This window comes from Caballeronia sp. SL1002 (assembly GCF_057814995.1).
This window is the reverse complement of sequence record NZ_JBYMUW010000002.1, coordinates 1,501,477-1,526,564: the sequence shown is the minus strand read 5'-3', so window position 1 is coordinate 1,526,564 and position 25,088 is coordinate 1,501,477. Positions and strand designations below refer to the sequence as shown.

Genomic DNA, 25,088 nt, shown 5'->3' with positions numbered 1-25,088 from the left:
CAGCTTGCCGCAGCATCGATCACTCCGACGCTGGCTGGCGCTAAGCCAACAGCTTAGCTGCCGCGGCGGGGAGCGCGCGGGCCGTCGTTGCGGCGTGCGCTGTAGCCGTCGCGCGAACCGCCGCCGAAGCCGCCTTCACGCGAACCGCCGCCAAAGCCGCCTTCACGCGAACCGCTGCCGGCATTGCTGCCGCGATAGCCGCCTTCGCTGTTGCCGCCGCGATATCCGCCTGTGCCGCCGTCGCGCGAACCTGCGCCCGCCGACTTGTTGCCCCAGCCGCCCGGCTTGCCCGAACCGCCGTTGCCGCCGGTGCCGGCACCGCTACCGAAGCGGCGACCACCCGTCGAACCGCCGCCCGGACGGCCACGACCGCCGCCGAAACCGCCACGGCCGCCGCTCGGCGCCGACTTGCGCGGCTCGAAGCCCGCAATCACGCTGACGTTCAGCGGTGCGCGCACGAAACGCTCGATGCGCTTGAGCGCACCTTGTTCGGCATGGTGCACGAGGCTGACAGCCGTGCCCGTGCGGCCTGCGCGGCCGGTACGGCCGATACGGTGAACGTAGTCTTCCGCGAATTTCGGCAGATCGTAGTTGAACACGTGCGTGATGCCGGGAATGTCGATGCCGCGAGCCGCGACGTCCGTTGCCACCAGCACGCGCACACGGCGCTCGCGCAGCGCACGGATCGTGCGGTTACGCGCGCCTTGCGGCAGGTCGCCATGAAGCGCGGCCGATTCGAAACCTGCGTCGCCGAGGCGGATCGCCAGTTGGTCGGCGTCGTTTTTCGTTGCCGTAAAGACGATGGCTTGATCGAGACCGTCATCGCGCAACAGGTGATCGAGCAGACGATCCTTGTGATCGCGGTCGTCCACGTAGTGAACGGTTTGCGCAATGTTGTTCTGTGCTTCGAGCTTCTGAACGATTTCGATCCGTTCCGGATCCTTCAGCAGGCGGCCGGTCAGCGAGCTGATCTTGCCGTCGATGGTGGCCGAGAACAGCAGCGTCTGGCGCGTTGCCGGCGTGCGCGAAACGATCGTCTCGATATCGTCGATAAAGCCCATGTCGAGCATGCGGTCGGCTTCGTCGAGCACGAGCATCGTCAGTTCCGACAGGTCGATACGACCGCGTTCCAGGTGATCGAGCAGACGGCCCGGCGTCGCCACCAGGATTTCCGGGTTCTTCGCGAGCAGCATCAACTGCTGGCCGTATGCCACGCCGCCGAGAATGCTGACGGTGCGCAGACGGCGCAGGTGCTTGCCGTAGGTCGTCGCGGCGGCGGTGACTTGCATCGCGAGTTCGCGGGTCGGCGTGAGAACGAGCAGGCTCGGACGCGCCACCGGTTGCTGGCGGCGTGCCGGGCGGGCGTTCGGGTCACGCGCTTCGCGCGGTTGCGATGCCTGCAGTTTTTCGAGTTGCGAGAAACGTTCGATGGCGGGCAGCATGAAAGCTGCCGTCTTGCCCGAACCGGTCGGGCTGGAGACGAGCAGGTCGCGACCGGCGAGCGCTGCGGGAATCGCGCGCTGCTGCACGGGCGTCGGGACCTGATAGCCTGCGGCGGTCAGTGCCGAGACGATATCGGCGGACAAGCCGAGCGATTCGAAGCTCGGGCCGGCCGGAACGGCGGGCGCGGCTTGAACCGCGGCTTCTGCTTGAACCGCGCCGACGACTGCTGCGGTTTCTGCTGTGGGAATGGCGATGTCGTTGCCGAGTGCTTGCGCTGCGATGTTGTCCAACGGGCTTTGGGTGTTGCTCGAAGTCATGTCGATCCTTGAAACGGGAAATGAGGCGTTGGCGCCAATCGGCATACCCAAGTCGTTGGATTCAGCGAGCGAAGAAACAGCGAGCAAATCGAAAAACGGGGGCAACTCGCGAACGAAACGAGGCGAGCTTTGTTGTTAGAAGCTGTATCGGATACGGCAGGCCGGTGGAGGCGCTGTCGTCAGCCTGGTGCATGACGGGCCGAAATTGGCCTGGCAAAGGGGGACAGTTTCTAAACTGGATTGGAGCAAAACGCTACGGGGCGCCGCGCTGCGCGCTTGAAAACGGGAAAAGCCCGAATCAGATAAGCAACAACGAAACGCAGCGCAGATTGTAACGGATTTTGCTGCACCGCGCCAGAGATAGCGAAGAATTCCGTTGGGGGCGCTGGCGCCGTTTGGTTTTGGTGTCCGGGCGTTTTCTGGGAAGTCGTACGAGTTTTGGTTGCTGACGCCCTTCGCTTTTGATTGCCGAAGTAACCAAAACAAAGGGGCAAGCAGAAACCCAAAACAGCGGCCAATGGCAAAACCGTTAAGCCGAAGCCTTCAGTTCGGCAACCAGCCCAACATACTGCGCCCGCGCATCCTCCTTCGATGTGCCCTTGAGCGCTGCCCAAGCGTCGTACTTATATTTGCCGACGATATCCGCGAAACCGGGCTTCTCGCCGGTCACGTCGCCTTCGCTCGCCTGCTTGAAGAGCGCGTAGAGGCGCAGAAGTGTCAAATTGCCCGGCCGTTCCGGGAGTTCCTTGACGTCGGCTTGTGCCTGGATAAATTGCGTATCGAGAGTGCTCATTCGCGGCTCCACTGGAGATTTCAGGATGGACGCCGATCATAACAAGCCATACCCCGCGCGGCTCCCGAGGTTTTCTTCCAAACGCGGCGTGCTGCAATCGCTGGTTAAAAACGCATTCGTGCCGCAATTGAGCCGCCCGCAAGCCGCATTACAATAGCGGCTATGACACGCACCGTTCTGCTCGCCCTCGATACCTCGACGGAATTCTGTTCCGTCGCGCTCCTTATTGCGAATACCGCAGCAAAAACTGCGGCGGATACCGCAGCGAGTACCGCAGCGAGTACCGCTTCGAACACCGCTTCGAACACCGCAGCGGGTCCAGAAGCGAATCCCCCCTCGCATCCGCCCGCAAAACCATCCGCCGACGCTTCGCCCGTGCCGCCGCACTTCATCTCGGGATCGGCGTGCGTGTGGTTCCGTCACGAATCCACCGGGCCGGTCGCGAGCACGCGGCTTTTGCCCGCCCTGCGCGAGCTCTTCGACGAAGCCGGCCTTGTGCTCGCCGATTGCTCGGCAATCGCCTTCGGCTCCGGCCCCGGATCGTTCACCGGCTTGCGCACGGCGACCGGCGTCGCGCAAGGGTTGGCGTTCGGGCTAGGCGTGCCGGTCGTCCCGGTCGGCACCTTGCTCGCGTGCGCGGAATTCGCGCGGATCGCGGATTCATCGGTCACGCGCGTGCTGGCCGTGCTCGACGCGCGCATGGACGAGGTGTACTGGGCCGATTTCGCATGCGATGACGCCACCGGCGACTGGCGCACCGTGCGCGCCGCGTCGCTCGATGCGCCGGACGCGCTCGCGCTGCCCGACGTTCCGTTCACGCTCGCGGGCAATGCGGCGGCGGCGTTCGGTGATCGCCTGCCGGCGATCGCGGCGGCGGCGAAGGTCGATCTCGCGGCGCTTCCGCATGCGCTGCCGGTGGCGCTCGCCGGGTTGCGGGCGTGGCAAGCCGGCCGCGCGATTCCCGCCGATCAGGCGATGCCCGAATACATCCGCAACAAGGTCGCGCAGACCACGGCGGAGCGCATGGAAGCCCGCGCGGCAAAACAAGCTGAAGAACTCGCCGCAGGATCGGGCGCGGCTAAAACGGAGCCGGTACGGTGAGCGGCGTGCTGCTCGCGGACCGGTATCTCGCGCCGATGACCGAGGCCGATCTGGACGAGGTCGCGGTGATAGAAAAGCTGGCCTACGAATTTCCGTGGAGCCGCGGCAATTTCCAGGATTCGCTGCGCAACGGCTATTACGGCGTGTGTCTGCGTCACGTGACCGGGACGCTGATCGGCTATTGCGTGCTGATGCCGGTGGTCGACGAGATGCATCTGCTGAACCTGTGCGTCGCGCCGCAAGCGCAGGGCGCGGGCGCGGGACTCACGCTCTTGCGCGAGGCCGTGCGGATCGCGCGCGCCGATAAACTCGACGGCGTGCTGCTCGAAGTGCGCCCGTCCAATCCGCGCGCGATCCAGTTGTACGAACGCTTCGGCTTTACGTCGATCGGACGCCGCAAAAACTATTACCCCGCGCGGCACCGTTCGCGCGAGGACGCAATCGTCATGCGTCTCAATTTTAGGGAGAGTGCGCATGGCGCTGCTTGAATCGCGGGAAACGCTGAATGCGTCGATGCTCGAGGAATTCGGGATCGGACCGGTCTGGGTGCGAAAGCGCGTGAAAGAAGCCGCTCAGGCCGAGGCCGCGCCGATTGAGTTGGCGATTGAACCAGCCGTCGAGCCGTCCGTCGTGCCACCCGTCGAGCCGCCCGTCGCGCCGCCCGTCGCGCCGCCCATCAAGCCCGAAGCGACCCTCATAGCGCCCCGCGAAGCCGACGATCTCCCATGGCTCGACGAAGCCCCCGCGCCCGCGACGGCGCGCGACACCCGTCCCGACGCCGACTCAGGCGATATCGCGACGCTCGACTGGGACACGCTGGCGGCGCGCGTCGCTGCGTGCGAACGCTGCGGATTGTGCGAACGCCGTACGCAGGCGGTGTTCGGCGTGGGCGACCGGCAGGCGGACTGGATGCTGATCGGCGAGGCGCCGGGTGAAAACGAGGACAAGGAAGGCGATCCGTTCGTCGGCCCGGCGGGCAAACTGCTCGACAGCATGCTGCGCGCCGTGACCTTGTCGCGTGAATCGAACGTGTATATCGCGAACGTGATCAAGTGCCGGCCGCCCGCGAACCGCAACCCGGAGCCGGCGGAACTCGCGCGTTGCGAGCCGTATCTGCAGCGTCAGGTGGCGCTGGTCAAGCCGCGGCTGATCGTCGCGCTTGGCCGGTTCGCCGCGCAGAGTCTGCTCAAGACCGAGGCGAGCATTGCGTCGCTGCGCGGGCGCGTGCATGAATACGAAGGCGTGCCGGTCGTCGTCACTTATCACCCGGCGTATCTGTTGCGCAGCCTGCCCGACAAGGCGAAGGCGTGGGCCGATCTGTGCCTCGCGCGCGCCACTTACCGGGCGGCGCTGGACGCATCCGGGGTCGAGCCGGGCGGCCAATGACAGCGGGGCTGCTGGGACCGTCGGCGTCGGTGGAAGACGCATTCACCGATCCCGCCGTCCGCGATCTCGCGTGGCTCCTGTTCGCGCCCGGTCTCCTCGCTCCCGCCCGCGCGGGCGCGCTGCTCGCCGATCCAACCGCTGATGCGCCGCGCGCCACGCTCGATTATCTCCATGCGCTCGACCGCGATCCCGCCGCGCTGCACGCGCGCGTTCATCGGCCCGCGCTGAGAAGGCTCGGTTTCTACGCCGAAGCCCTGCTCGAATTCTTCCTGATGCACGGTCCGGCCGCGCGGCTCGTCGCGGCGAACGTGCCGTTGCGGCGCGCTGGCGTGACGATCGGCGAATGCGATTTTCTGCTGGAGACGCCACGCGGCGCGCGGCTGCACTGGGAACTGGCCGTAAAGTTCTATTTGCATGTCGGCGAGGGCAAGACCGATTGCTCGCCGCTCGCGGGCTATGTCGGGCCGAATCTGAAGGATCGTTTCGATTTGAAGCACGCGCGGTTGATCGGTCATCAACTGGCGTTGAGCGCGCGCGAGGCGTTCGCGACGCTTGGGTTTGAAGGGCCGTGGGCCGCTCAATTGTTCATCAAGGGCCGGCTTTTTTACCGGCACGGCGAGGTGCCAAATTCACCCGATTCACCCGATTCACCGATCGCGGCCGATCATCCGCGCGGCTGGTGGATGACGGCGAGCGAGTGGCGCGCGCGAGACGCCGCCGCCTCAGGCGACGTGTTGACCGCGATTCTGCCGCGTCTCGCGTGGCTCGCGCCGCGTGAGTTGAGCGCCGCCGATGCCGCCGCGCTTCGCGAGCATCGGCCGGAACTGACGCAACTCGATACGCCCGCGATGGTCGCGCAATACATCCGTCGCGAGGATGCCGTGTGGATCGAGCATTCGCGCGGCTTCGTCGTGCCCGACGACTGGCCGGACCGCGCCGCCGCCTACGCGTCAAGCGTCGTTTGACGCGCAGCCCAGTCGCTCACCACCACCGATAAAAATGATGCACCGGCCCGACGCCGTGGCCGACCGCGAGCCGCGCGCTGTGTTCGATCGCGCCGGTCAGATAGACCTTGGCGTCGCTCGTCGCGCCCGCGAGCGTGTCGCGTTGCGGAATCAGCGCAGCAATCGCCGAAGACAACGTGCAGCCCGTCCCGTGCGTATTCGGCAGCGGCACGCGCGCGCCGCCGAGCCGCAGCGCGCCGCTTGCCTCGATCAGCCAGTCCGGACTCTCCGACGAAGCCAGATGGCCGCCCTTCACCAGCACCGCCGCCGCGCCGAGGCCACGCAGCGCTTCGCCTTGACGCACCATCGCGTCTTCGTCGGCGGCGGGCGGCTCGCCCAGGAGCGCGGCCGCTTCGGGCAGGTTCGGCGTCACCAGCGTCGCGAGCGGCAACAATTCGTCGCGCAACGCGGCAACCGCTTCCGGCGCGAGCAGCGCGTGATTACTCTTGGAAATCATCACGGTGTCGAGCACGACTTGCGCCGGCCGATACCGCCGCAGCGCCGCCGCGACCGCGCGCACGATGTCGGCGTTCGCGAGCATGCCGATCTTCACGGCATCGATGCGGATGTCGTCGAAAACCGCGTCCAGTTGCGCCGCGATGAACCCGGCGTCGGGCGCGTGGATCGCCGTTACGCCGCGCGTGTTCTGCGCGGTGAGCGCGGTGATGACGCTCGCGCCATACGCGCCGAGCGCCGAAAACGCCTTCAGGTCGGCCTGGATGCCCGCGCCGCCGCCGGAATCGGAGCCGGCGATGGTCAGGACGTTGGGAATCTGCTGAGTCATGATGGTCGGGTGTCGGACGAAGTGTGGGTCGACGTATCGAAGGCCGCGAGGAGCCGGGCGGCGGCGTGTCGTGGATCCGCGGCGCGGCAGATCGCCGAGACGACCGCGAGACCGTGCGGACCCGCGCGCGCGACCTCGGCTGCGTTGTGCAACTGGATTCCGCCGATCGCAACCGCGGGATACCGCGAGCGCGTACACAACGCGGCCAGCCCGCCGAGTCCGCACGGCGCGGAAGCGTCGGTTTTGGTCGGCGTGGCGTAGACGGGGCCGATGCCGAGATAGTCGATGGTGTCGCCGAGCGTGTTGGCGTCGTCGAGCTGGGCGTCGTCGGAGACCGACAGGCCGATCAGCGCATCGGGTCCGAGCAAACGGCGCGCGACGTCGGGCGGCAGATCGCGCTGGCCGACATGAACGCCGTCCGCGCCCGCAGCCAGCGCAATATCCAGATGATCGTCGATGATGAGCGGCACGCCGCGCGCGCGCGTCAGCGGCAGCAAATCGCGGGCGAGCGCGAGCCACGCGCGCTTATGCCATTCGGGCGCGCGCAGTTGCACGACCGTCGCGCCGCCTTCGAGCGCCGCGCGCGTCACGTCGAGCGCGCCGGCATGGCCGCCGCATTGATCGGGATCGAGCACGAGATAAAGCGAGAGATCGAACGGGGCGCGCATGGCTTTGTGCTCCGTTCAGGGAGACGCGACGTCGCGCTGCACGAGGGTCGCGGCGAAACCGGCGGCGTCGAGCGAGGCCAATTGATCGAGATACGCGACCGCGAAACTGCCCGGCAGCGCGGCTTGCCGCGCGGCCAGTTCGCCCGCGACGGCGGTGTGCGCGAGCGCGGCTACGGTCGCTTCCCAGAACGACCCACGCTCGGCCGCGCCGATAAACGCGGCGACGCTCGCGGACAGCGCGCAGCCCACGCCCGTCACGCGTGTCATCAGCGGCGAGCCGTTCGAGAGCGCGACGGTGCGGCGTCCGTCGGTGATGAAGTCAGTCGGTCCGGTCACCGCGACCACAGCCTGCGTTTTCAGCGCGAGAATTTGCGCGGCGTCGAGCGCGGCATCGGCGAGCGCCGTGCTGTCCACGCCGCGTCCGCTCGAAGCGCCGCCCGACAGGCTGATGATCTCCGACGCGTTGCCGCGGATCACCGCCGGTTTCGCCGCGAGCAGTTCGAGCGCGAACTCGGTGCGAAACGAGAGCGAGCCGACCGCGACCGGATCGAGCACCCAGGGCGTGTCCGCGCCGTTGGCGGCCTCGACGGCGGCGCGGATCGCGCGCGATTGCGGTACGTCGAGCGTGCCGAGGTTCACCGAAAGGGCGCTCGCGATCGGCGCGAATTCGGCCACTTCCTCGCGCGCGACGACCATCGCGGGCGCCGCGCCGATCGCGAGCAGCACGTTCGCCGTGAAATTGGTCACGACGAGGTTCGTCAGGCAGTGAACGAGCGGTGCGCGGTCGCGCACACGCGTCGCGAATTCGAAGAGAGCGTCGGCGGCGAGCATGATGGGATCGGGGCGAAAAAGGGGATTATCGCGGAAAACGGCGGCGGCGCGGCGGCGGCGCGGCGGCGGCACGATGTCCGCCCGCGCCGCGCGACGGGCCGTTCAGTGGTGCGATTCGCCGATCAGCGAGACCGAATCGAACGCCCGCTGATTCGCCTGATGGCGGCGCATCACGAAATACATCATCAGGCAGACGAAGGTGCCGAACAGCACGATCACGAACTGGATTGGCACGTCGAGCCACACGAGCACCGCGTACAGGCAGAGCATCACGAGCACGGAGAGGTTTTCGTTGAAGTTCTGCACGGCGATCGAGTGGCCGGCCGAGAGCAGAACGTGGCCGCGATGCTGGAGCAGCGCGTTCATCGGCACGACAAAAAAGCCCGACAGGCCGCCGACGATCATCAAGAACACATACGCGATCAGCAGGTAGAACGGCATGCGCATCGGCCCGAACGTGATGCCCCAGTGCGCCGGAAAGAGATGCCGGCTATAGAACGCGAGCAGCATCACCGCGATGCCCATCACGATCCCGACCGGCAGCACGGACAGCGACTTCTTGAGCGGCACGCGCGCCGCCGCGAGAATCGCGCCCACCGCCACGCCGACGGCGATGATCGCCTGCAGGATGGCCGCTTCCGAGAGCGACATGCCGAGCGACACTTCGGCCCATTTCAGCACGATGAATTGCAACGTCGCGCCCGCGCCCCAGAACAGCGTGGTGACGGCGAGCGAAATCTGGCCGAGCTTGTCGCGCCAGAGCGCGTTGAAGCAGTCGGCAAAATCGGTGATGAGCTTGAGCGGGCGATGCTCCTGCTTCGGATATCGCGCGCCGGTGTCGGGAATGCGCAAGTTGAAGATCGCGGCCACGATGTACATCAGCACGATCACGAGCATGGCGGCTTCGGCCGGCGAATGAATTTTCGGGATGTTCAGCCCGATGATATGCGACGCGATATGCGGGCTGATGAGCGCGCCGCCCATGACGGTGCCGAGAATGATCGAGCCGACCGTCGTGCCTTCGATCCACCCGTTCGCCGCGACCAGGCGGTCGGCAGGCAGGAGTTCGGTGAGAATGCCGTATTTGGCGGGCGAGTAGGCGGCGGCGCCGAACCCGACGATGCCGTAGGCGAGCAGCGGATGCGCGCCGGTCAGCATGGTGAGACAGCCGACGACCTTGATGGAATTGGTCACGAACATCACGCGGCCTTTGGGCCGGGAATCCGCGAAAGCGCCGACGAACGCGGCTAAGACGACATATGACAGCACGAAGAACAGTTTGAGCAGCGGCGTCATCCAGTTCGGCGCGTGAAGATCTTTCAGCAGTGCAATAGCAGCGATCAGAAGGGCATTGTCGGCCAGCGATGAAAAAAACTGCGCGGCCATGATGGTGTAAAAACCTTTTTTCATCTGATCCGAAGCTTTCCTCACTGCGGGTGATCCGCCCCGTCCACTGAACATGCGTCCGGGCTTATACCGTTCGAAATGGGTTGTACGCACGGCTTTATAACACGAAAATAGGCAGATTCTGACTAGCAGTAACGTCGATTAGGTACACCGCGGCCGTCGCTGGTTCAGCCGGGTGTTCATAAGATACTGATTCGCAAGGCGTCTCGAATTCGTTTCCGCCCTGCGGCCTTTTCCGGTCCGTTATCCAAACATCCATGCCGCGCCCCCTTTCAGCCACTATTCACACCGCCGCTCTCGCCAACAACCTCGCCGTCGCGCGCAAATACGCGCCGAAGTCGAAGATCTGGGCCGTCGTCAAGGCTAATGCCTACGGCCATGGATTGGCGCGAGCGTTCCCCGGATTGCGCGCGACGGACGGTTTCGGTTTGCTCGATCTCGAAGAGGCCGCGCGCCTGCGCGAACTCGGCTGGGCCGGGCCGATTCTTCTGCTGGAAGGCTTTTTCCGGCCGACCGATATCGACGTGATCGACCGTTATAGCCTCACCACTGCCGTTCACTGCGACGAGCAGCTGCGCATGCTCGAAATGGCGCGACTTTCGAAGCCGGTGAATATCCAGTTGAAGATGAATACCGGCATGAACCGGCTCGGCTATACGCCGGAGCGTTTTCGTCCGGCGTGGGAGCGGGCGCGCGCCGTGCAGGGCGTCGGCCAGATCACGCTGATGACCCATTTTTCCGACGCCGACAGCCCGCGCGGCATCGGCTATCAGCTAGAGGCGTTCGAGCGCGGCGCGGAAGGGATCGCGGGGGCGCGCAGTCTCGCGAATTCCGCCGCGACGCTCTGGCATCCGGCGGCGCATTTCGACTGGGTGCGGCCCGGCATCATCCTGTACGGCGCGTCGCCGACGGGCGTCACCGCCGATATCGCCGGCACCGGCCTGCGTTCGGCCATGACGCTTTCGTCGGAGCTGATCGCCGTGCAGACGCTCGAAGCCGGGCATACGGTCGGCTATGGCTCGATCTACAAGGCGGGCCATCCGATGCGCATCGGCGTGGTGGCGTGCGGTTACGCGGACGGCTATCCGCGCGTCGCGCCGGAAGGCACGCCGGTGATCGTGGACGGCATCCGCACGCGGATCGTCGGACGCGTCTCGATGGACATGCTCACGGTCGATCTCACGCCGTGCCCGAGCGCCGGTATCGGCACGCGCGTGGAACTGTGGGGTCCGAACCTGCCGATCGACGACGTCGCGCAGTCGTGCGGCACGATCGGGTACGAATTGATGTGCGCGATCGCGCAACGCGTGCCGGTGCGCGCGGAATAGCTAGCAAACTAAACACGCAACATAAGCGCAAAACAACCTGAAAGCAGCAAGGAAAGCAGTGGCGAAAGCAGCGAAGGCGAAGACGTTGTACGTGTGTACCGAATGCGGCGGACAAGCGCCGAAGTGGTCGGGTCAGTGTCCGGCGTGCGGGGCGTGGAATACCTTGGTGGAGTCGGTCGCGGAAACGCCCTCGGCGCATCGCTTTCAGGCGCTCGCCAAAAGCTCGCCGGTGCAGCGGCTGTCGGAGATCGAGGCGTCGGATGTGCCGCGTTTTACGACCGGCATCGGCGAATTCGATCGCGTGCTCGGCGGCGGTCTGGTGGCGGGCGGGGTGGTGCTGATCGGCGGCGATCCGGGGATCGGCAAGTCCACGCTGCTCCTGCAGTCGCTCGCGGAAATCGCGCGCGACCGGCGCGCGCTTTATATCAGCGGCGAAGAATCCGGCGCGCAGATCGCGTTGCGCGCGCAGCGGCTCGGCCTTCTCGGCGGCGCGGACGATGGCCGCGCCGCGCCCGATCTCCAGTTGCTCGCGGAAATCCAGCTCGAACGCATCCAGGCCACCATCGACGCCGAGCGGCCCGAAGTGGCCGTGATCGATTCGATCCAGACCGTCTATTCCGAGGCGCTCACGTCCGCGCCCGGCTCGGTCGCGCAGGTGCGCGAGTGCGCGGCGCAACTCACGCGGATCGCCAAGCAGACCGGCACGGCCATCATCATGGTCGGCCACGTCACGAAGGAAGGCGCGCTGGCGGGGCCGCGCGTGCTGGAACACATCGTCGATACGGTGCTGTACTTCGAAGGCGACACGCACTCGTCGTTCCGGCTCGTGCGCGCGTTCAAGAACCGGTTCGGCGCGGTGAACGAGTTGGGCGTCTTCGCGATGACGGAGCGCGGCTTGCGCGGCGTGGCGAATCCGTCGGCGCTCTTTCTGTCGCAGCACGAGCAGAGCGTGCCGGGATCCTGCGTCCTGGTGACGCAGGAAGGCTCGCGGCCGTTGCTGGTCGAAGTGCAGGCGCTGGTGGATACCGCGCACGTGCCGAATCCGCGCCGGCTGGCGGTCGGTCTCGAGCAGAACCGGCTTGCGCTGCTGCTGGCCGTGCTGCACCGCCACGCGGGTATCGCATGTTTCGATCAGGACGTGTTCCTGAACGCGGTCGGCGGCGTGAAGATCACCGAGCCGGCGGCGGATCTGGCCGTGCTGCTCGCGATTCATTCGTCGATGCGCAACAAGCCGTTGCCGAAGGGCCTGATCGTGTTCGGCGAGGTTGGGCTGGCGGGTGAGATTCGTCCTTCGCCGCGCGGTCAGGACCGCTTGAAGGAAGCGGCCAAGCTCGGTTTCACGATCGCGCTGATTCCGAAGGCGAACGCGCCGAAGCAGCCGATCGACGGGCTGGAGGTGATCGCGGTGGACCGGATCGAGGAAGCGATCGACCGCGTGCGCACGCTGGAATAGACGCTTTTGCCGCGCGATTCGGGACTCGGCGCGGCCACTCGTAACGGCGCGTAAAAATGTTACGGGCGGATGTAACCCGCAGGCGTTTTGGATTTCCTATCCTTCGATAAGTGTCAGAACGCATATCACGCCGATACGCGTTGACGAGCGGATGAGGACCACGCCTTGAAACACTCAGATCAATCCCGGCCTAACCCTTCGTTTCAGCTGCGCGGCTGTCGCGTCTCCGCGCCGATCACGCAGCCGTGGGGCGGCGGATGCCGGATCGTCGAATGGATCGACGCCGAAGGGCAGATTTCGCGCCGCGTGGTGGCGGCGGACGTGACCGAGGACGAAGTGGTGGCGACCATTCGGCACCACGTGAAAGGCCGCAAGCACGTTTTGATCGACGATGAACGCCTGCCGCGCCAGACCTTGCCGCGTCGTTGAAACGTGGTGCTAGAACGCGGAGGTAAAGCGTGGCGTCAAGTTGCCGCGTTAAGACTTCACGTTCCAGCCGCCGATCCCGCGAATAACGGATGCACCGCCGCTTCGGCCGGCGTGAGCACGGGCGCGGCGCAGCAATCGAGCGGTTCGAGCAGCGCGATCCATTCGTCGCGCGTGCGCTCGCGAAACCGCGCGCCGAGCGCGGCGGCCAGCGCGGCGGCATCCGCGCCGCCGATCGCCTGGCCTTGCGTCCAGTGGCGCGAAACCCAGCCCGGCTCGTCGAGCGCCAAACACAACGCTTCCCAAAACTTGAATTCGAGCGCGCCAATCGCGACGAAGCGGTCGTCGCGCGTGCGATACACGTTGTAGCAGGGCGCGCCGCCGTTGAGCAATCCGGCGCCCGCGCGCGTCACCGCGTCGGCGCACGACGGGTCGTTTTCCAGCGCGACGTGCGCCATGACGTTGTGCGCGTGAACGGCGTGCGTGATCGACAGGGAAATCGCGCGGCCGTCGCCGCCGCGCGCGACGTGCCAGAGCGCGGCCAGAATCTGCGTGAGCGCGGAGAGCGCGCCGCCGAGCAGATCGGCGATCTGGAAATTCGGCACAATCGGCGTGCCGTCCTCGTGCCGAAGCTGATCGAGCACGCCCGCGTAGGCGATGTAGTTGAGATCGTGGCCGGGACGCGCCGCGAACGGGCCATCCGCGCCGAAGCCGGTGATCGCGCAGTAGACGAGGCGCGGGTTCGCTTCGCGCAACACGTCGTAACCCACGCCGAGGCGCGCCATGACGCTTGGCCGGAAACCTTCCACGAGTACGTCGGCGTCGCGCGCCAGGTCGATCAGCGCCGCGCGGCCGTCGGCGCTTTTCAGGTCGAGCACGCGCTCGCGCTTGCCCCGGTTCAATTGCCGATAGAACGCGCCCGGGATGCCCGCGGCGCGGTCGGCTTCGCTTTGCAAGATCGTGCGCGCGTAGTCGCCTTCGCCGGGCGCCTCGATTTTCAGGACATCCGCGCCGAGTTCCGCGAGCCGCATCGTCGCGAGCGGACCGGGCAAGAGGCGAGTCAGGTCGAGTACGCGCAGACCTTCGAGTGGGCTTGCTTGCGTCATGGATCGTTTCTCCAGATGCTCAGGCGCTGCATTTCTAGCCGATCTGCTCCAGTTCCTCGTGCGCGTCGAGCCATTCGGCTTCCAGCGTTTCGATCCGTCCGTTGACATCTGCCTGGCGGCGGATCGACTCGGTCAACCGGGTTTTCAGCGCGGCGTCGTAGCTGGCGGGATCGGCGACGAATGCATCGAGCGCGTCTTTCTCGGCGTGCAGCTTCTCCATTTCCTTCTCGATCTTCGCGATCCGCGATTGCAGCGGCTTTTTCAGATGCGACAGTTTTTGCCGCTCCTGCGCCTCCAGCTTGCGCTGCTCGCGACGATTCTGGCCGTTGTCGTCCCCACGGCCCGCGCCGTCCGAGGACGCCGCTTCCTTCGCTGCCGCGCGCTGTTCGGCGGCGTGCTGGAGCAGCCAGTCGCGGTAATCGTCGAGATCGCCGTCGAACGGTTGCAGCCGATGCTTCGCGACCAGCATGAAGTCGTCGGTCGTGGCGCGCAGCAGCGCGCGATCGTGCGAGACGAGGATCAGCGTGCCTTCAAACTGCGCGAGCGCCATGGTCAGCGCGTGACGCGTTTCCAGGTCGAGGTGGTTGGTCGGTTCGTCGAGGAGCAGCAGGTTCGGCTTCTGCCAGATGATCAGCGCGAGCGCGAGGCGCGCCTTCTCGCCGCCGGAGAACGGCGCGATCGCGGCGGTTGCCATTTCGCCCGAGAAGTTGAATCCGCCGAGGAAATCGCGCAGTTCCTGCTCGCGCGTGTCGGGCGCGAGGCGCGCGACATGCTGCAGCGGGGAATCGTCGGGACGAAGCGTTTCCAGTTGATGCTGCGCGAAATAGCCGATCCGCAAGCCTTTGCCCTCGCGCACCGTGCCCGACAGCGCGTCGAGCGTGCCGGCGAGCGTCTTGATGAGCGTCGATTTGCCTTGCCCGTTTGCGCCCAGAAGGCCGATTCGCTGGCCGTTCTGAATGGACAGCGTCACCTTTTCGACGATCGGCACTTCGCCCAGATCGGTGTGATAACCGCAGCGCACACCGTCCATCACCATCATCGGATTCGGCGCGGCGTCGGGCGTGCGGAATTCGAACGTGAACGGCGAACTCGCGTGCGCCGGCGCGATCAGCTCCATCTTTTCGAGCGCCTTCACGCGGCTCTGCGCCTGCTTCGCCTTGGTGGCCTTCGCCTTGAACCGGTTGATAAAACTCTGCAGATGCTCGACCGTCTTCTGCTGCTTCTCATAAGCGCTCTGCTGCAGCGCGATCTGCTGCGCGCGCAGGATTTCGAACTGGCTGTAATTGCCGCCGTAGCGCTTGATCTGCCGGTTTTCGAGGTGCAGCGTCACGTTGCAGACCGAATCGAGGAATTCGCGGTCGTGCGAAATCACGATCAGCGTCCCCGGATAGCGGTGCAGCCAGTCTTCGAGCCAGACGATCGCGTCGAGGTCCAGGTGGTTGGTCGGTTCGTCGAGGAGCAGCAGGTCCGAACGGCACATCAGCGCCTGCGCGAGGTTCAGACGCATCCGCCAGCCGCCCGAGAAACTCGTGACCGGCTCGCGGGTCTGCGCGAGCGTGAAGCCGAGGCCGATCAGCAGCGTCTCCGCGCGCGCGGGCGCGGTGTAGCCGTCGGCGTCGGCGAATGCAGCGTGCGCCTCCGCTTCGGCCGCGCCGTCATGCGCGGCGGACGCCGCCGCGATGCGGGCTTCGATCGTGCGCAATTGCGTGTCGCCGTCGAGCGCGTAGTCGAGTGCGGTGCGATCGACGGCGGGCGTTTCCTGCGCGACATGCGCGATCTGCCATGACGGCGGCATCGAGAAATCGCCGCCGTCCGCGTGAATTTCGCCGCGCAGGACCGAGAACAGCGTGGACTTGCCCGCGCCGTTTGCGCCGACGAGGCCGGCTTTCTCGCCCGGATTGAGGGCGAACGTGGTCGCGTCGAAGAGCGGCTTGGTGCCGCGGGCAAGGCTGAACTGGCTGAAGCGAATCACGACGTGGAGACCGGGTTTTGACGGAAAGCGCTATTTTAGACTGTCGGCGGTGGCGGGGCGCGGCGTTCGATGCCGGATTCCGCGACACGCTGTCCGCCGCCTGCTTTTGGCTTAGACTGGCCCTTTTTCCAGGCGGAGCACCGGATGACTTCTGTTTACACGTTCTCGGCCGAGACGCTCGATGGCCGCACTGTCGGTCTCGACCAGTATCGCGGTCGCGTGCTGCTGATCGTCAATACGGCGAGCGAGTGCGGATTCACGCCGCAGTACAAGGGTTTGCAGGAACTTCATACGCGGTTCGAGTCGCGCGGGCTCACCGTGCTCGGTTTTCCGTGCAATCAGTTCGGCAAGCAGGAACCGGGCGATGCCACGCAGATCGGCGATTTCTGCGAGAAGAATTTCGGCGTCACCTTTCCGATGTTCGCGAAGATCGATGTGAATGGGGCGGGGGCGCATCCGCTCTTCAAATACCTGACGGAGAAGGAGCCCGGGGTGCTTGGGCTTGAGGCCATCAAGTGGAATTTCACGAAGTTTTTGGTCGATCGCGAGGGGAATGTGATACGGCGGTTTGCGCCGATTACCAAGCCGGAGGCTATTGTTGGGGATATCGAGAAACTACTCTGAGGCTGGCGGCTGGCGCCTTGGTCGGTTGGGTTGGTTTCTTGGGCGTTTCTGGGAACTTGAACGAGGTTTGGCTTGCTGGCGGCTTTTGTTTTTGTTTGCCTGTGCTCGTTGGGAACTTGCTTTGCGCATCTGTCGTCTTGGGTTTGCTTGCGCTCTTTGCTTCTGTCTGCCTGCGCTCTCTGTGAACTTGCTTTCGCGTAGGTTTATTAGCACGCCGCTATGCGCGGCAGCAGTCACTTTCTTTGCTGCTGCAAAGAAAGTAACCAAAGAAAGCAGCTTATCCGTCTAAGTGTCCACCACGACCCGTAACCGGGAGTGGCGCGCAAGCTGATTCGGCCATCGCACCTCCAAACGGAGTGGAGCCGCTCATCCATCCCCGCAGGCACGAAGTGCCTGCCGGTAAGGCATAACCGGAAAACCAAACCAAACCAAACCAAACCAAACCAAACCAAACCAAACCAAACCAAACCAAACCAAACCAAACCAAACCAAACCAAACCAAACCAAACCAAACCAAACCAAACCAAACTAACCAGCCCGCCCTCCCGACGGTTTTCAGATATGCCCATCGTCCGCGCGCAGCGAGGATGGAACTGACAGGTGCTGTGCCAATCCGAACGACTGCGAGATAGCCGAGTCAGCTTGCGCGCCTATCCGGGTGGTTATTGGTGGTGGACACTTAGGTGGATAAGCTGCTTTCTTTGGTTACTTTCTTTGCAGCAGCAAAGAAAGTGACTGCTGCCGCGCATAGCGGCGTGCTAATGGACCTACACGAAAGCAAGTTCCCAGAAAGTGCAGGCAGACAAAAGCAAAGCGCGCCAGCAAACCCGAAAACCCACCTCAAAGAATCGGCGCAAACAGCCGAGCCACGTGCATGGCAACGCGCCGCCACGCCGCCGCCCCGCGATAATCGCTCGTATCGATCTCGCTGGAAAGCGCAAAGTCCCGCAGCAACATCGTCTCGACATCGCTGGCAAACTGCCTGTCCACGGTCAACACCATGATCTCGAAATTAAGCCGAAAGGACCGGTTATCGAGATTCGCGCTGCCGATCGCGGCGCCGATATCGTCCACCAGCACGACCTTCTGATGCAAAAACCCCGGCTGATAGCGAAAGATCCGCACGCCCGCGAGCAGCGCGTCATACGCGTAGAGCTTCGACGCGGCGAAGACCACGTGATGATCGCGTCGGCTCGGAATCAGAATCCGCACGTCCACGCCGCGCAGCACGGCAAGCCGCAGCGCCGAAAAGACGGCTTCGTCGGGAATCAGATATGGCGTCGTGATCCAGATGCGCTCGCGCGCTGCGTTGATCGCCTCGACGAAGAAAAGCGAACACGTTTCCTGCTTGTCGGCGGGACCGCTCGACAGGATCAGACAGTGCATGTCGTCGCCGGATGGCTTCGTCGGACCGACCTCGGGCACGCGTTGCGTCGCCCAGAACCAGTCTTCGATAAACACGAACTGGATGCTCGCGACCGCCGGGCCGCGCACCTCGATGTGCGTATCGCGCCACGGCGACAGGCGCGGATTGCCGCCGAGATACTCCACACCCACGTTATGCCCGCCGACAAATGCGCGCTCGCCATCCACCACGACGATCTTCCGATGGTTGCGGAAGTTGATCTGAAACCGGTTGACGAACTTGCGCTTCGCGGCGAACGGATGCGTCTCGACGCCGCCCGCGCGCAACGCGCTCACGTATCGATGCGGCAAATCGAAACTGCCAATGCTGTCGTACAGGAAATAAACGCGCACGCCCGCCCGCGCCCGCGCGATCAGCACTTCCTTCAGCAGTTCGCCGAGCGGATCGGCGCGCACGATAAAGAACTGCACGATCACATAGCTTTTCGCCGATTCGATCGCGTCGAGGATCGCGGAAAACGTGGCGTCGCCGTTGATGAGCAGACGCACCGAATTGCCGCGCAGGAACGGCATGCCGCTCAAGCGGGTGAGGGCGCGGATCGTGGGATGGGCGAGATATTCGGCGGGACCGCTCGCCGTCACCCCGCGCAACGCGGCGGCTTCCTGCGGCGAACCGGGCAGCAGCGTGCCGTGGCCTTCCCATTCGGCAGGTTGCGCGCGGCTGCGCAGCATTTCATTTTCGAGACGGCGTTCGTCGATGTAGCCCGCGAACTTGCTGCGGCCGAGGAACAGATACGGGATGAGCGTGAAATACGGCATCGCGACGAGCGAGACCGCCCAGGCGACCGCGCCCTGCGAGGTGCGCGTGTTGATCACGGCGTGGCACGCGGCGGCCACGCCGAGCAGGTGCGCGACCATGACGAGCGTGCCGAGGTGTAGCCAGTCGAGTTGCATGGATGCGCGGACGGCCTTCGATAACGTTGATGAGACGGCGACGCAGCAAGACTCGCCGCGTTTCGCCATCTTACCGAACAGGAAGGCGTCCCGGCCCCTGAAACCACGGCGCAGGCGCGTGCGCCGTTATTCCGGCAGATCGGCTGCCTGGATCAGGAACACGTTGTCGTCGCCGGCGCTGGTCGAAAGCCACACGAGGTCGAGTCCGCCGAGCGACGCTTCCACGTTTTCGCGCTCGTTGCCGATCTCGACCACGAGCACGCCGTCTTCGGTCAGCCACTTGCGCGCTTCGCCGATAATCCGCCGCACGATGTCCATGCCGTCCGCGCCGCCCGCGAGCGCGATTTCCGGCTCGTGTCGATACTCTTGCGGCAAGTTCTGCATTGCCGTCGCGTTGACGTAGGGCGGATTCGTGATGATGACTTCGTAGCGGCCGGCGGGCAGCGGCGCGTACAGGTCGCCTTCGTAGAGCGCGACGCGGTCGTCGAGGTCGTAGTCGTCCACGTTCTTGCGCGCGACTTCGAGCGCGGCCGGCGAAATATCGACGGCGTCGACGTCCGCGTTCTGGAACGCCTCGGCCGCGAGAATCGCGAGGCAGCCCGAGCCGGTGCACAGTTCCAGCACACGGCCGACGTGATCCGGGTCCGGCACGTAAGGCTGCAAACCATCCTGCAGCAACTCGCCGATAAACGAGCGCGGCACGATCACGCGTTCATCGACGTAAAAACGGTGGCCGTGCATCCACGCTTCCTGCGTGATGTACGCGGCCGGCACGCGGTCTTTCGCGCGGCGCTCGATCACTTTCATGACGGCGTCGATTTCGGTGTCGAGCAGGCGTGCGTCGAGGAACGGATCGAGCGTGTCGAGCGGCAGATGCAGCGTGTGGAGAATCAGGTACGCGGCTTCGTCGTAAGCATTCGACGAACCGTGGCCGAACGACAGCGCGGCCTCGGTGAAGCGCGACACGCCGAAGCGCAGCAGGTCGCGCAGAGTGGTGAAGGGCAGCGCCATGGAGAGTTCCTTAAATTAAGCAGGCAATTAAGCGACCAATTGTTCGAGCACGCGGCGGTACACGTTCTTGAGCGGCTCGACGAATTGCAGTTCGATGTGTTCGTCGATCTTGTGGATGCTGCCGTTCGGCGGTCCGAATTCGACCACCTGCTCGCAGATGCGCGCGATAAACCGTCCGTCGGACGTGCCGCCCGTGGTGGACAGTTCGGTGCGCACGCCGGTTTCGTCGAGGATGGCTCGTTCCAGTGCGTTCGAGAGCGATCCGCGCGGCGTCAAGAACGGCAGGCCGCTGACGGTCCAGACGAGGTCGTAATCGAGCGCGTGTTTGTCGAGGATGGCGTGGACGCGCGCCTGCAGACCTTCCACCGTGCTCGCGGTCGAAAAGCGGAAGTTGAACAGCAGTTCGATATGGCCCGGAATCACGTTGGTCGCGCCCGTGCCGCCGTGCAGGTTCGACACTTGCCAGGTAGTCGGCGGGAAATATTCGTTGCCTTCGTCCCAGTGCTCGGCCACGAGTTCGGCGAGCGCGGGCGCCAAGAGATGAATCGGATTTTTTGCCAGATGCGGATACGCGATATGACCTTGCACGCCCTTGATCGTGAGCTTGCCGGACATCGAGCCGCGCCGGCCGTTCTTGACCATGTCGCCGAGCGTCTCCGACGAAGTCGGCTCGCCGACGATGCAGTAATCCATGCGCTCGCCGCGCGCCTTCAGCGCCTCGACCACCTTCACGGTGCCTTCGATCGCCGGACCTTCTTCGTCGCTCGTGATGAGGAACGCAAGCGTGCCGCGATGGTTCGGATGCGCCGCGACGAACTCCTCGCTCGACACGACGAACGCCGCGATCGACGTCTTCATGTCCGCCGCGCCGCGCCCGAACAGCTTGCCGTCGCGGTGAGTGGGCGTGAACGGCGGCGAGGTCCACTGGTCGAGCGGACCGGTCGGCACGACATCCGTGTGGCCAGCGAACGCGAGCAGCTTGCCCGCAGTGCCGTCGATGCCGCGTTTCACGGCCCACAGGTTCGTGACGCCGCCCGATTCGATGGTTTCGCATTCGAAGCCGATCGCGGCGAGCCGCTCGGTCAGAAGCTGCTGGCAGTTCTGGTCGTCGGGCGTGACGGAGGCGCGCGCGATCAGTTCTTCGGTAAGCAGGAGAGTGCCGGACATGGATTCAGCCATTTCAATGAAAAATGCCGGCGCGGCGGCCGGCAGGATTTAAAGCGCGTGTGCAAGCGCCGACGAAGCGCGGCAACTCACGCGAACAGCGTTTCGTAGGCCTCGGCCGAAAAGCCGAGTTGCTTCACACGGCCGTTTATGACCAGCACGGGGCGTTTGATGATCGACGGTTTGTGGATCATCAGCGCGATCGCGCCGGCGGTCGAGCCGGCTTCGGCCTTGTACGTGTCGGACAGGCCGCGCCAGGTCGTGCCGCGCCGGTTGATGAGCGCGTCGAGCGTCACGTCCTTCAGCCAGTCCTGCAAGAGCGCCGTCGATACACCGGCTTTCTTGAAATCGTGGAATTCGAACTCGACGCCGTGCTCCTCCAGCCACACGCGCGCTTTTTTCACGGTGTCGCAATTCGGAATGCCGTAGACGACGGTTTTCTTCGCCACGATCAGTCGCTCCGCAGCAGCTCGTTCAGGCCGACTTTCGCGCGCGTCTTGGCATCGACTTTCTTCACGATTACCGCGCAATACAGGCTGTGCGAGCCGTCTTTCGAGGGCAGGTTGCCCGCGACCACGACCGAACCCGCCGGGATGCGGCCGTAGGTGACCGAGCCGGTTTCGCGATCGTAAATCTTGGTGCTCTGGCCGAGATATACGCCCATCGAAATGACCGAGTTCTCTTCGACGATCACGCCTTCCACCACTTCCGAACGCGCGCCGATAAAGCAGTTGTCCTCGATGATGACCGGGTTCGCCTGGAGCGGCTCCAGCACGCCGCCGATCCCCACGCCGCCCGACAAGTGCACGTTCTTGCCGATCTGCGCGCACGAACCGACCGTCGCCCACGTATCGACCATCGTGCCTTCGTCCACGTAAGCGCCGATGTTCGTGTACGACGGCATCAGCACGACGTTCTTCGCGATGAACGCGCCACGGCGCGCGATAGCCGGCGGCACCACGCGGAAACCGCCCGCCGCGAAATCTTCAGCGGTGTAGTTCGCGAACTTCGACGGCACTTTGTCGTAGAACTGCGAGTAGCCGCCAGCGGGCATCGGCGCGTTGTCTTCCAGGCGGAACGACAGCAGCACGGCCTTCTTCAGCCACTGATTGACGATCCACTCGCCGTCCTGCTTCTCGGCGACGCGCAGCGCGCCTTTATCCAGTTGCTCGATCGCGTGGGCGACGGCTTCGCGCACGTCGGCGGGCGCGGCCTTCGGCGACAACTCGGCGCGGTTGTCCCAGGCGGTGTCGATGATCTGCTGAAGTTGTTGCGACATGTTCGTGATTTCGGTAATGGAAGGGAATGGATTACGGCGCGAGCTGACGGCAGAACTCGACGATGCGGCGGGCGCCTTCGACGCACTCGCGGGTGTCGGCGACGAGCGCGATACGCACGAAGCCCTCGCCCGGATTGACGCCATGCGCGGTGCGCGCGAGAAAGGAGCCCGGCAGAACCGTCACATTATAGTCGGCGTACAGGCGCGCCGCGAACTCGGTATCCGACAAGCCAGTGCCCGCGACGTTCGCCCACAGATAGAACGCAGCGTCCGGCAGACGAACGTCGAGCACCTCGGCGAGCATCGGCGTGACGGTGTTGAACTTTTGCAGGTACTGGGCGCGGTTGTCGCGGACGTGCGCTTCGTCGTTCCAAGCCGCAATGCTCGCCGACTGAAACACGGGCGAGAGCGCCGCGCCGTGGTACGTCCTGTAAAGCAGGAATTTCTTCAGAATATTCGCGTCGCCGGCGACAAAACCCGAGCGCATGCCGGGCACGTTCGAGCGCTTCGACAGGCTCGACAGCATCACGAGGCGCTCGAAACCGCGACCGAGCAGGCGCGCGGCTTCCAGACCGCCGAGCGGCGGCGTGGCTTCGTCGAAGTAGATTTCCGAATAGCACTCGTCGGAGGCGATCACGAAACCGTGCTCGTCCGAGAGCGCGAAGAGTTCGCGCCAGTCGTCGAGCGTGAGCACGGCGCCGGTCGGATTGCCCGGCGAGCAGACGTACAGCAGTTGCGTGCGCGCCCAGACCGTGGCGGGGACGGCGGAATAATCGCAGGCGAAATTGCGCGCCGGATCGCTATTAACGAAATACGGCTCGGCGCCCGCGAGCAGCGCCGCGCCCTCGTAGATTTGATAAAACGGGTTCGGGCAGAGTACGATCGGCGGTTCTGCCGCTGCGTCGCGCGCGCCGTCCGTTCTGCTGTCGATCACCGTCTGCGCGAGCGAAAAAAGTGCTTCGCGCGAACCGGAAACCGGCAGGACTTCGGTCGCGGCATCGAGCGCGGGCAGGCCGTAGCGCGCTTTCGCCCAGTTCGCGATCGACTGGCGCAATGCTTCGGTGCCGGCCGTCGCCGGATACGAAGAAAGGCCGCCGAGCGACGCCACGACGGCATCGCGGATCAGCTCGGGCGTCGGATGCTTCGGCTCGCCGATCCCGAAGCTGATCGGCTTCAATTCCGTGCGCGACGCGATGTCCTTGAACAGCACGCGCAGCTTTTCGAACGGATACGGCTGAAGTTTCTGGAGTAGAGGATTCACGGCGAGGTCAGGGCTGATGCGGCTGGATTCACGTCCGCGCGCGGCCGGAGATGCGCCGGCAAACGCTGCGGACGAAGCGAACGAAGCGAACGAAGCGAACGAAGCGAACGAAACGGAACAAAACAGAATGAAGCGAGGCGCGCCGAAGGCCGGCAAACGGCGCGGCGCGCGAAGCGGCAATTATAACGTGGCATAAGCGCGTGGCAGCAGCGCCCGCAATAACTTGGCATAGGCGCGTGGCGGCAGCGCCCGCCGGACCGCGTGGCGCAAGCGCCCGCAAAACCGCGCCGGCAAACCCGGCACACGACGCACGGAGCACGAATGCAGTTCTTGCAGCACGCAAACAAGAGGGCGGCCCGATGAGCCCCCGTTTTCAACGCGCGATGCCCACCCTCGCGATCATGCTCGGCGCGTCGGTCTGGGGCCTCGTCTGGTATCCGTTACGCATGCTCGCCGCGCTCGGCCTGACCGGCACGGCGGCGAGCGCGCTCACGAGCGGCGCCGCGTGCCTCTTCGTGCTGCTCGTCCGGCATCGCGCGATCCGCACGATGCGCTGGCACGGTCTGCTCGCCGCGCTCGCCATCTGTTCCGGCGTGACGAACATCGGCTTCGTGTGGGGCGCGATCCACGGCGAGGTGATGCGCGTGCTGCTGCTGTTCTACCTCACGCCCGCGTGGACGGCGATCTTCGCGCACTTCATCCTGCGCGAGCGGCTCGCCGGGAGCGGCATCGCGCTCGCCGCGCTGTCGCTCGCGGGCGCGGCCACCATGCTGTGGTCGCCGGAACTGGGCATGCCGCTGCCCGCCAATCTGGCCGAATGGGCGGGACTTATCGCCGGCATGGGCTTCGCGATGAGCAACGTGCTGATCGTGAAGGTGAGCCGCGTGCTGCCCGAGATCAAGGCCGAAATGCGCACGGCGACCATCTTCGGCGGCGCGGCGATCGTCGCTTCGTTTGCGACGCTGTTCGAGCCGATGACCGCGCCGCCCGCCGCCGCGCAACTGCCGATGGTCGCGCTCCTCGTGCTCGGGCTGGGCGTCGCGCTCGCCTCGAACAACATGCTCGTGCAAATTGGCCTCGCCCGCGTGCCCGCCAACCGCGCGTCGATCATCATGCTGTTCGAGCTCGTCGTGACGGCGCTCTCGGCGTGGGCTTTCGCCGGTGAGACGCCCGGCCCGCGCGAGTGGGCGGGCGGCGCGTGCATCGTCGCGGCGTGCGTGCTGTCGAGCTGGGTGCATCGGCCGAATGACCGTGGCGACGAGCCGCCGCCCGACCGGAAACCGGCACGCGCGATGGTATGATTGTGACCGCTCGCCGGGCCGCACTTGCATGTTGTCGCAGAAGTCAATCAGACGCCGCCGGACAATTGGGCATTGGCGTTGGGAAAATTCTCAATTCAAAGCCATGTCAT

General features: G+C 65.1%; 23 protein-coding genes. 9 read left to right on the top strand and 14 right to left on the bottom strand.

The window, feature by feature from the left end; all coding sequences use genetic code 11:
• Positions 1 to 53: 53 nt before the first annotated feature.
• Positions 54 to 1,760, bottom strand: coding sequence for a DEAD/DEAH box helicase (locus tag AC3D25_RS09670; RefSeq protein WP_488888193.1), 1,707 nt, complete (start codon positions 1,758 to 1,760; stop codon positions 54 to 56).
• Positions 1,761 to 2,289: 529 nt separating this feature from the next.
• Entirely contained in the window at positions 2,290 to 2,553 is a 264-nt protein-coding gene (locus AC3D25_RS09665; RefSeq protein ID WP_488888192.1) for an acyl-CoA-binding protein, read from the bottom strand.
• Between the two features lie 162 nt (positions 2,554 to 2,715).
• Here AC3D25_RS09665 and tsaB point away from each other — a divergent pair, with 162 nt between their 5' ends.
• From tsaB to AC3D25_RS09645, 4 genes are read left to right on the top strand one after another with little or no spacing between them, the layout of a single operon-like run.
• Complete coding sequence (gene tsaB / locus AC3D25_RS09660) at positions 2,716 to 3,654, top strand: tRNA (adenosine(37)-N6)-threonylcarbamoyltransferase complex dimerization subunit type 1 TsaB (protein ID WP_488888191.1); 939 nt, start codon at positions 2,716 to 2,718, stop codon at positions 3,652 to 3,654.
• Positions 3,651 to 4,142, top strand: a complete 492-nt coding sequence (rimI, locus tag AC3D25_RS09655; RefSeq protein ID WP_488888190.1) for a ribosomal protein S18-alanine N-acetyltransferase — start codon at positions 3,651 to 3,653, stop codon at positions 4,140 to 4,142. Before tsaB ends, rimI begins: the two co-directional genes overlap by 4 nt.
• Positions 4,129 to 5,040 carry a uracil-DNA glycosylase gene (locus AC3D25_RS09650; RefSeq protein WP_488888189.1) on the top strand — a complete coding sequence of 304 codons (912 nt, stop codon included), beginning with the start codon at positions 4,129 to 4,131 and terminating at the stop codon, positions 5,038 to 5,040. The genes rimI and AC3D25_RS09650 overlap by 14 nt, the downstream gene beginning before the upstream one ends.
• Complete coding sequence (locus AC3D25_RS09645; RefSeq protein WP_488888188.1) at positions 5,037 to 6,005, top strand: DUF1853 family protein; 969 nt, start codon at positions 5,037 to 5,039, stop codon at positions 6,003 to 6,005. The genes AC3D25_RS09650 and AC3D25_RS09645 overlap by 4 nt, the downstream gene beginning before the upstream one ends.
• 16 nt (positions 6,006 to 6,021) lie before the next feature.
• Here the strand turns inward: AC3D25_RS09645 and thiD are convergent, their stop codons facing one another.
• The 4 genes from thiD to lplT all read right to left on the bottom strand — a co-directional run bounded on the left by thiD (position 6,022) and on the right by lplT (position 9,737).
• Positions 6,022 to 6,828 (bottom strand): bifunctional hydroxymethylpyrimidine kinase/phosphomethylpyrimidine kinase, encoded by an 807-nt coding sequence (thiD, locus tag AC3D25_RS09640; RefSeq protein ID WP_488888187.1) that lies wholly within the window; start codon positions 6,826 to 6,828, stop codon positions 6,022 to 6,024.
• On the bottom strand, positions 6,825 to 7,496 hold the full coding sequence (gene thiE / locus AC3D25_RS09635) for a thiamine phosphate synthase (RefSeq protein WP_488888186.1): 672 nt from the start codon (positions 7,494 to 7,496) through the stop codon (positions 6,825 to 6,827). The genes thiD and thiE overlap by 4 nt, the downstream gene beginning before the upstream one ends.
• Before the next feature lie 15 nt (positions 7,497 to 7,511).
• The gene (thiM, locus tag AC3D25_RS09630) at positions 7,512 to 8,327 is read right to left on the bottom strand and encodes a hydroxyethylthiazole kinase (RefSeq protein WP_488889653.1); all 816 of its coding nucleotides are present in this window, start codon (positions 8,325 to 8,327) and stop codon (positions 7,512 to 7,514) included.
• Positions 8,328 to 8,429: 102 nt separating this feature from the next.
• Entirely contained in the window at positions 8,430 to 9,737 is a 1,308-nt protein-coding gene (gene lplT / locus AC3D25_RS09625) for a lysophospholipid transporter LplT (protein ID WP_488888185.1), read from the bottom strand.
• Positions 9,738 to 9,991: 254 nt separating this feature from the next.
• Here lplT and alr point away from each other — a divergent pair, with 254 nt between their 5' ends.
• The 3 genes from alr (at position 9,992) to AC3D25_RS09610 (ending at position 12,944) form a co-directional block, all read left to right on the top strand.
• Positions 9,992 to 11,062, top strand: coding sequence for an alanine racemase (alr, locus tag AC3D25_RS09620; protein ID WP_488888184.1), 1,071 nt, complete (start codon positions 9,992 to 9,994; stop codon positions 11,060 to 11,062).
• 58 nt (positions 11,063 to 11,120) lie between these two features.
• Positions 11,121 to 12,515, top strand: coding sequence for a DNA repair protein RadA (gene radA, locus AC3D25_RS09615; protein ID WP_488888183.1), 1,395 nt, complete (start codon positions 11,121 to 11,123; stop codon positions 12,513 to 12,515).
• A 165-nt stretch (positions 12,516 to 12,680) separates the two neighbouring features.
• Complete coding sequence (locus AC3D25_RS09610; protein ID WP_488888182.1) at positions 12,681 to 12,944, top strand: DUF2866 domain-containing protein; 264 nt, start codon at positions 12,681 to 12,683, stop codon at positions 12,942 to 12,944.
• Between the two features lie 56 nt (positions 12,945 to 13,000).
• Here AC3D25_RS09610 and AC3D25_RS09605 read toward each other — a convergent pair whose 3' ends face one another.
• Both AC3D25_RS09605 and AC3D25_RS09600 read right to left on the bottom strand, forming a co-directional pair.
• Positions 13,001 to 14,047: a CaiB/BaiF CoA transferase family protein gene (locus AC3D25_RS09605; protein ID WP_488888181.1), complete on the bottom strand. Its 1,047-nt coding sequence runs from the start codon at positions 14,045 to 14,047 to the stop codon at positions 13,001 to 13,003.
• Between the two features lie 34 nt (positions 14,048 to 14,081).
• On the bottom strand, positions 14,082 to 16,019 hold the full coding sequence (locus tag AC3D25_RS09600) for an ATP-binding cassette domain-containing protein (RefSeq protein WP_488888180.1): 1,938 nt from the start codon (positions 16,017 to 16,019) through the stop codon (positions 14,082 to 14,084).
• A gap of 144 nt (positions 16,020 to 16,163) precedes the next feature.
• On the opposite strand from AC3D25_RS09600, the gene AC3D25_RS09595 reads away from it, so the two are divergent.
• A complete protein-coding gene (locus AC3D25_RS09595) occupies positions 16,164 to 16,643 on the top strand; it encodes a glutathione peroxidase (protein WP_488888179.1) in 480 nt (159 codons plus the stop codon).
• Positions 16,644 to 17,483: 840 nt separating this feature from the next.
• Here AC3D25_RS09595 and cls read toward each other — a convergent pair.
• The 6 genes from cls to dapC all read right to left on the bottom strand — a co-directional run bounded on the left by cls (position 17,484) and on the right by dapC (position 23,677).
• Positions 17,484 to 18,962 carry a cardiolipin synthase gene (gene cls / locus AC3D25_RS09590; protein WP_488888178.1) on the bottom strand — a complete coding sequence of 493 codons (1,479 nt, stop codon included), beginning with the start codon at positions 18,960 to 18,962 and terminating at the stop codon, positions 17,484 to 17,486.
• Between the two features lie 126 nt (positions 18,963 to 19,088).
• Entirely contained in the window at positions 19,089 to 19,973 is an 885-nt protein-coding gene (gene prmB / locus AC3D25_RS09585) for a 50S ribosomal protein L3 N(5)-glutamine methyltransferase (protein ID WP_488888177.1), read from the bottom strand.
• 27 nt (positions 19,974 to 20,000) lie between these two features.
• Entirely contained in the window at positions 20,001 to 21,140 is a 1,140-nt protein-coding gene (dapE, locus tag AC3D25_RS09580; protein WP_488888176.1) for a succinyl-diaminopimelate desuccinylase, read from the bottom strand.
• An 86-nt stretch (positions 21,141 to 21,226) separates the two neighbouring features.
• Positions 21,227 to 21,592: an ArsC family reductase gene (locus tag AC3D25_RS09575; RefSeq protein ID WP_488889652.1), complete on the bottom strand. Its 366-nt coding sequence runs from the start codon at positions 21,590 to 21,592 to the stop codon at positions 21,227 to 21,229.
• A complete protein-coding gene (gene dapD, locus AC3D25_RS09570) occupies positions 21,589 to 22,416 on the bottom strand; it encodes a 2,3,4,5-tetrahydropyridine-2,6-dicarboxylate N-succinyltransferase (RefSeq protein ID WP_488888175.1) in 828 nt (275 codons plus the stop codon). The genes AC3D25_RS09575 and dapD overlap by 4 nt, the downstream gene beginning before the upstream one ends.
• Positions 22,417 to 22,447: 31 nt before the next feature.
• Entirely contained in the window at positions 22,448 to 23,677 is a 1,230-nt protein-coding gene (gene dapC / locus AC3D25_RS09565; protein ID WP_488888174.1) for a succinyldiaminopimelate transaminase, read from the bottom strand.
• A gap of 359 nt (positions 23,678 to 24,036) precedes the next feature.
• On the opposite strand from dapC, the gene AC3D25_RS09560 reads away from it, so the two are divergent.
• Complete coding sequence (locus tag AC3D25_RS09560) at positions 24,037 to 24,978, top strand: DMT family transporter (RefSeq protein WP_488888173.1); 942 nt, start codon at positions 24,037 to 24,039, stop codon at positions 24,976 to 24,978.
• Positions 24,979 to 25,088 lie beyond the last annotated feature (110 nt).

Excerpts from the sequence above, each read along its gene's own strand:
- AC3D25_RS09670 (WP_488888193.1), bottom strand. The coding sequence starts at position 1,760 with ATGACTTCGAGCAACACCCAAAGCCCGTTGGACAACATCGCAGCGCAA.
- AC3D25_RS09665 (WP_488888192.1), bottom strand. The coding sequence starts at position 2,553 with ATGAGCACTCTCGATACGCAATTTATCCAGGCACAAGCCGACGTCAAG.
- tsaB (WP_488888191.1), top strand. The coding sequence starts at position 2,716 with ATGACACGCACCGTTCTGCTCGCCCTCGATACCTCGACGGAATTCTGT.
- AC3D25_RS09650 (WP_488888189.1), top strand. The coding sequence starts at position 4,129 with ATGGCGCTGCTTGAATCGCGGGAAACGCTGAATGCGTCGATGCTCGAG.
- AC3D25_RS09645 (WP_488888188.1), top strand. The coding sequence starts at position 5,037 with ATGACAGCGGGGCTGCTGGGACCGTCGGCGTCGGTGGAAGACGCATTC.
- thiD (WP_488888187.1), bottom strand. The coding sequence starts at position 6,828 with ATGACTCAGCAGATTCCCAACGTCCTGACCATCGCCGGCTCCGATTCC.
- thiE (WP_488888186.1), bottom strand. The coding sequence starts at position 7,496 with ATGCGCGCCCCGTTCGATCTCTCGCTTTATCTCGTGCTCGATCCCGAT.
- thiM (WP_488889653.1), bottom strand. The coding sequence starts at position 8,327 with ATGCTCGCCGCCGACGCTCTCTTCGAATTCGCGACGCGTGTGCGCGAC.
- lplT (WP_488888185.1), bottom strand. The coding sequence starts at position 9,737 with ATGAAAAAAGGTTTTTACACCATCATGGCCGCGCAGTTTTTTTCATCG.
- alr (WP_488888184.1), top strand. The coding sequence starts at position 9,992 with ATGCCGCGCCCCCTTTCAGCCACTATTCACACCGCCGCTCTCGCCAAC.
- AC3D25_RS09605 (WP_488888181.1), bottom strand. The coding sequence starts at position 14,047 with ATGACGCAAGCAAGCCCACTCGAAGGTCTGCGCGTACTCGACCTGACT.
- AC3D25_RS09595 (WP_488888179.1), top strand. The coding sequence starts at position 16,164 with ATGACTTCTGTTTACACGTTCTCGGCCGAGACGCTCGATGGCCGCACT.
- cls (WP_488888178.1), bottom strand. The coding sequence starts at position 18,962 with ATGCAACTCGACTGGCTACACCTCGGCACGCTCGTCATGGTCGCGCAC.
- prmB (WP_488888177.1), bottom strand. The coding sequence starts at position 19,973 with ATGGCGCTGCCCTTCACCACTCTGCGCGACCTGCTGCGCTTCGGCGTG.
- dapE (WP_488888176.1), bottom strand. The coding sequence starts at position 21,140 with ATGTCCGGCACTCTCCTGCTTACCGAAGAACTGATCGCGCGCGCCTCC.
- dapD (WP_488888175.1), bottom strand. The coding sequence starts at position 22,416 with ATGTCGCAACAACTTCAGCAGATCATCGACACCGCCTGGGACAACCGC.
- AC3D25_RS09560 (WP_488888173.1), top strand. The coding sequence starts at position 24,037 with ATGAGCCCCCGTTTTCAACGCGCGATGCCCACCCTCGCGATCATGCTC.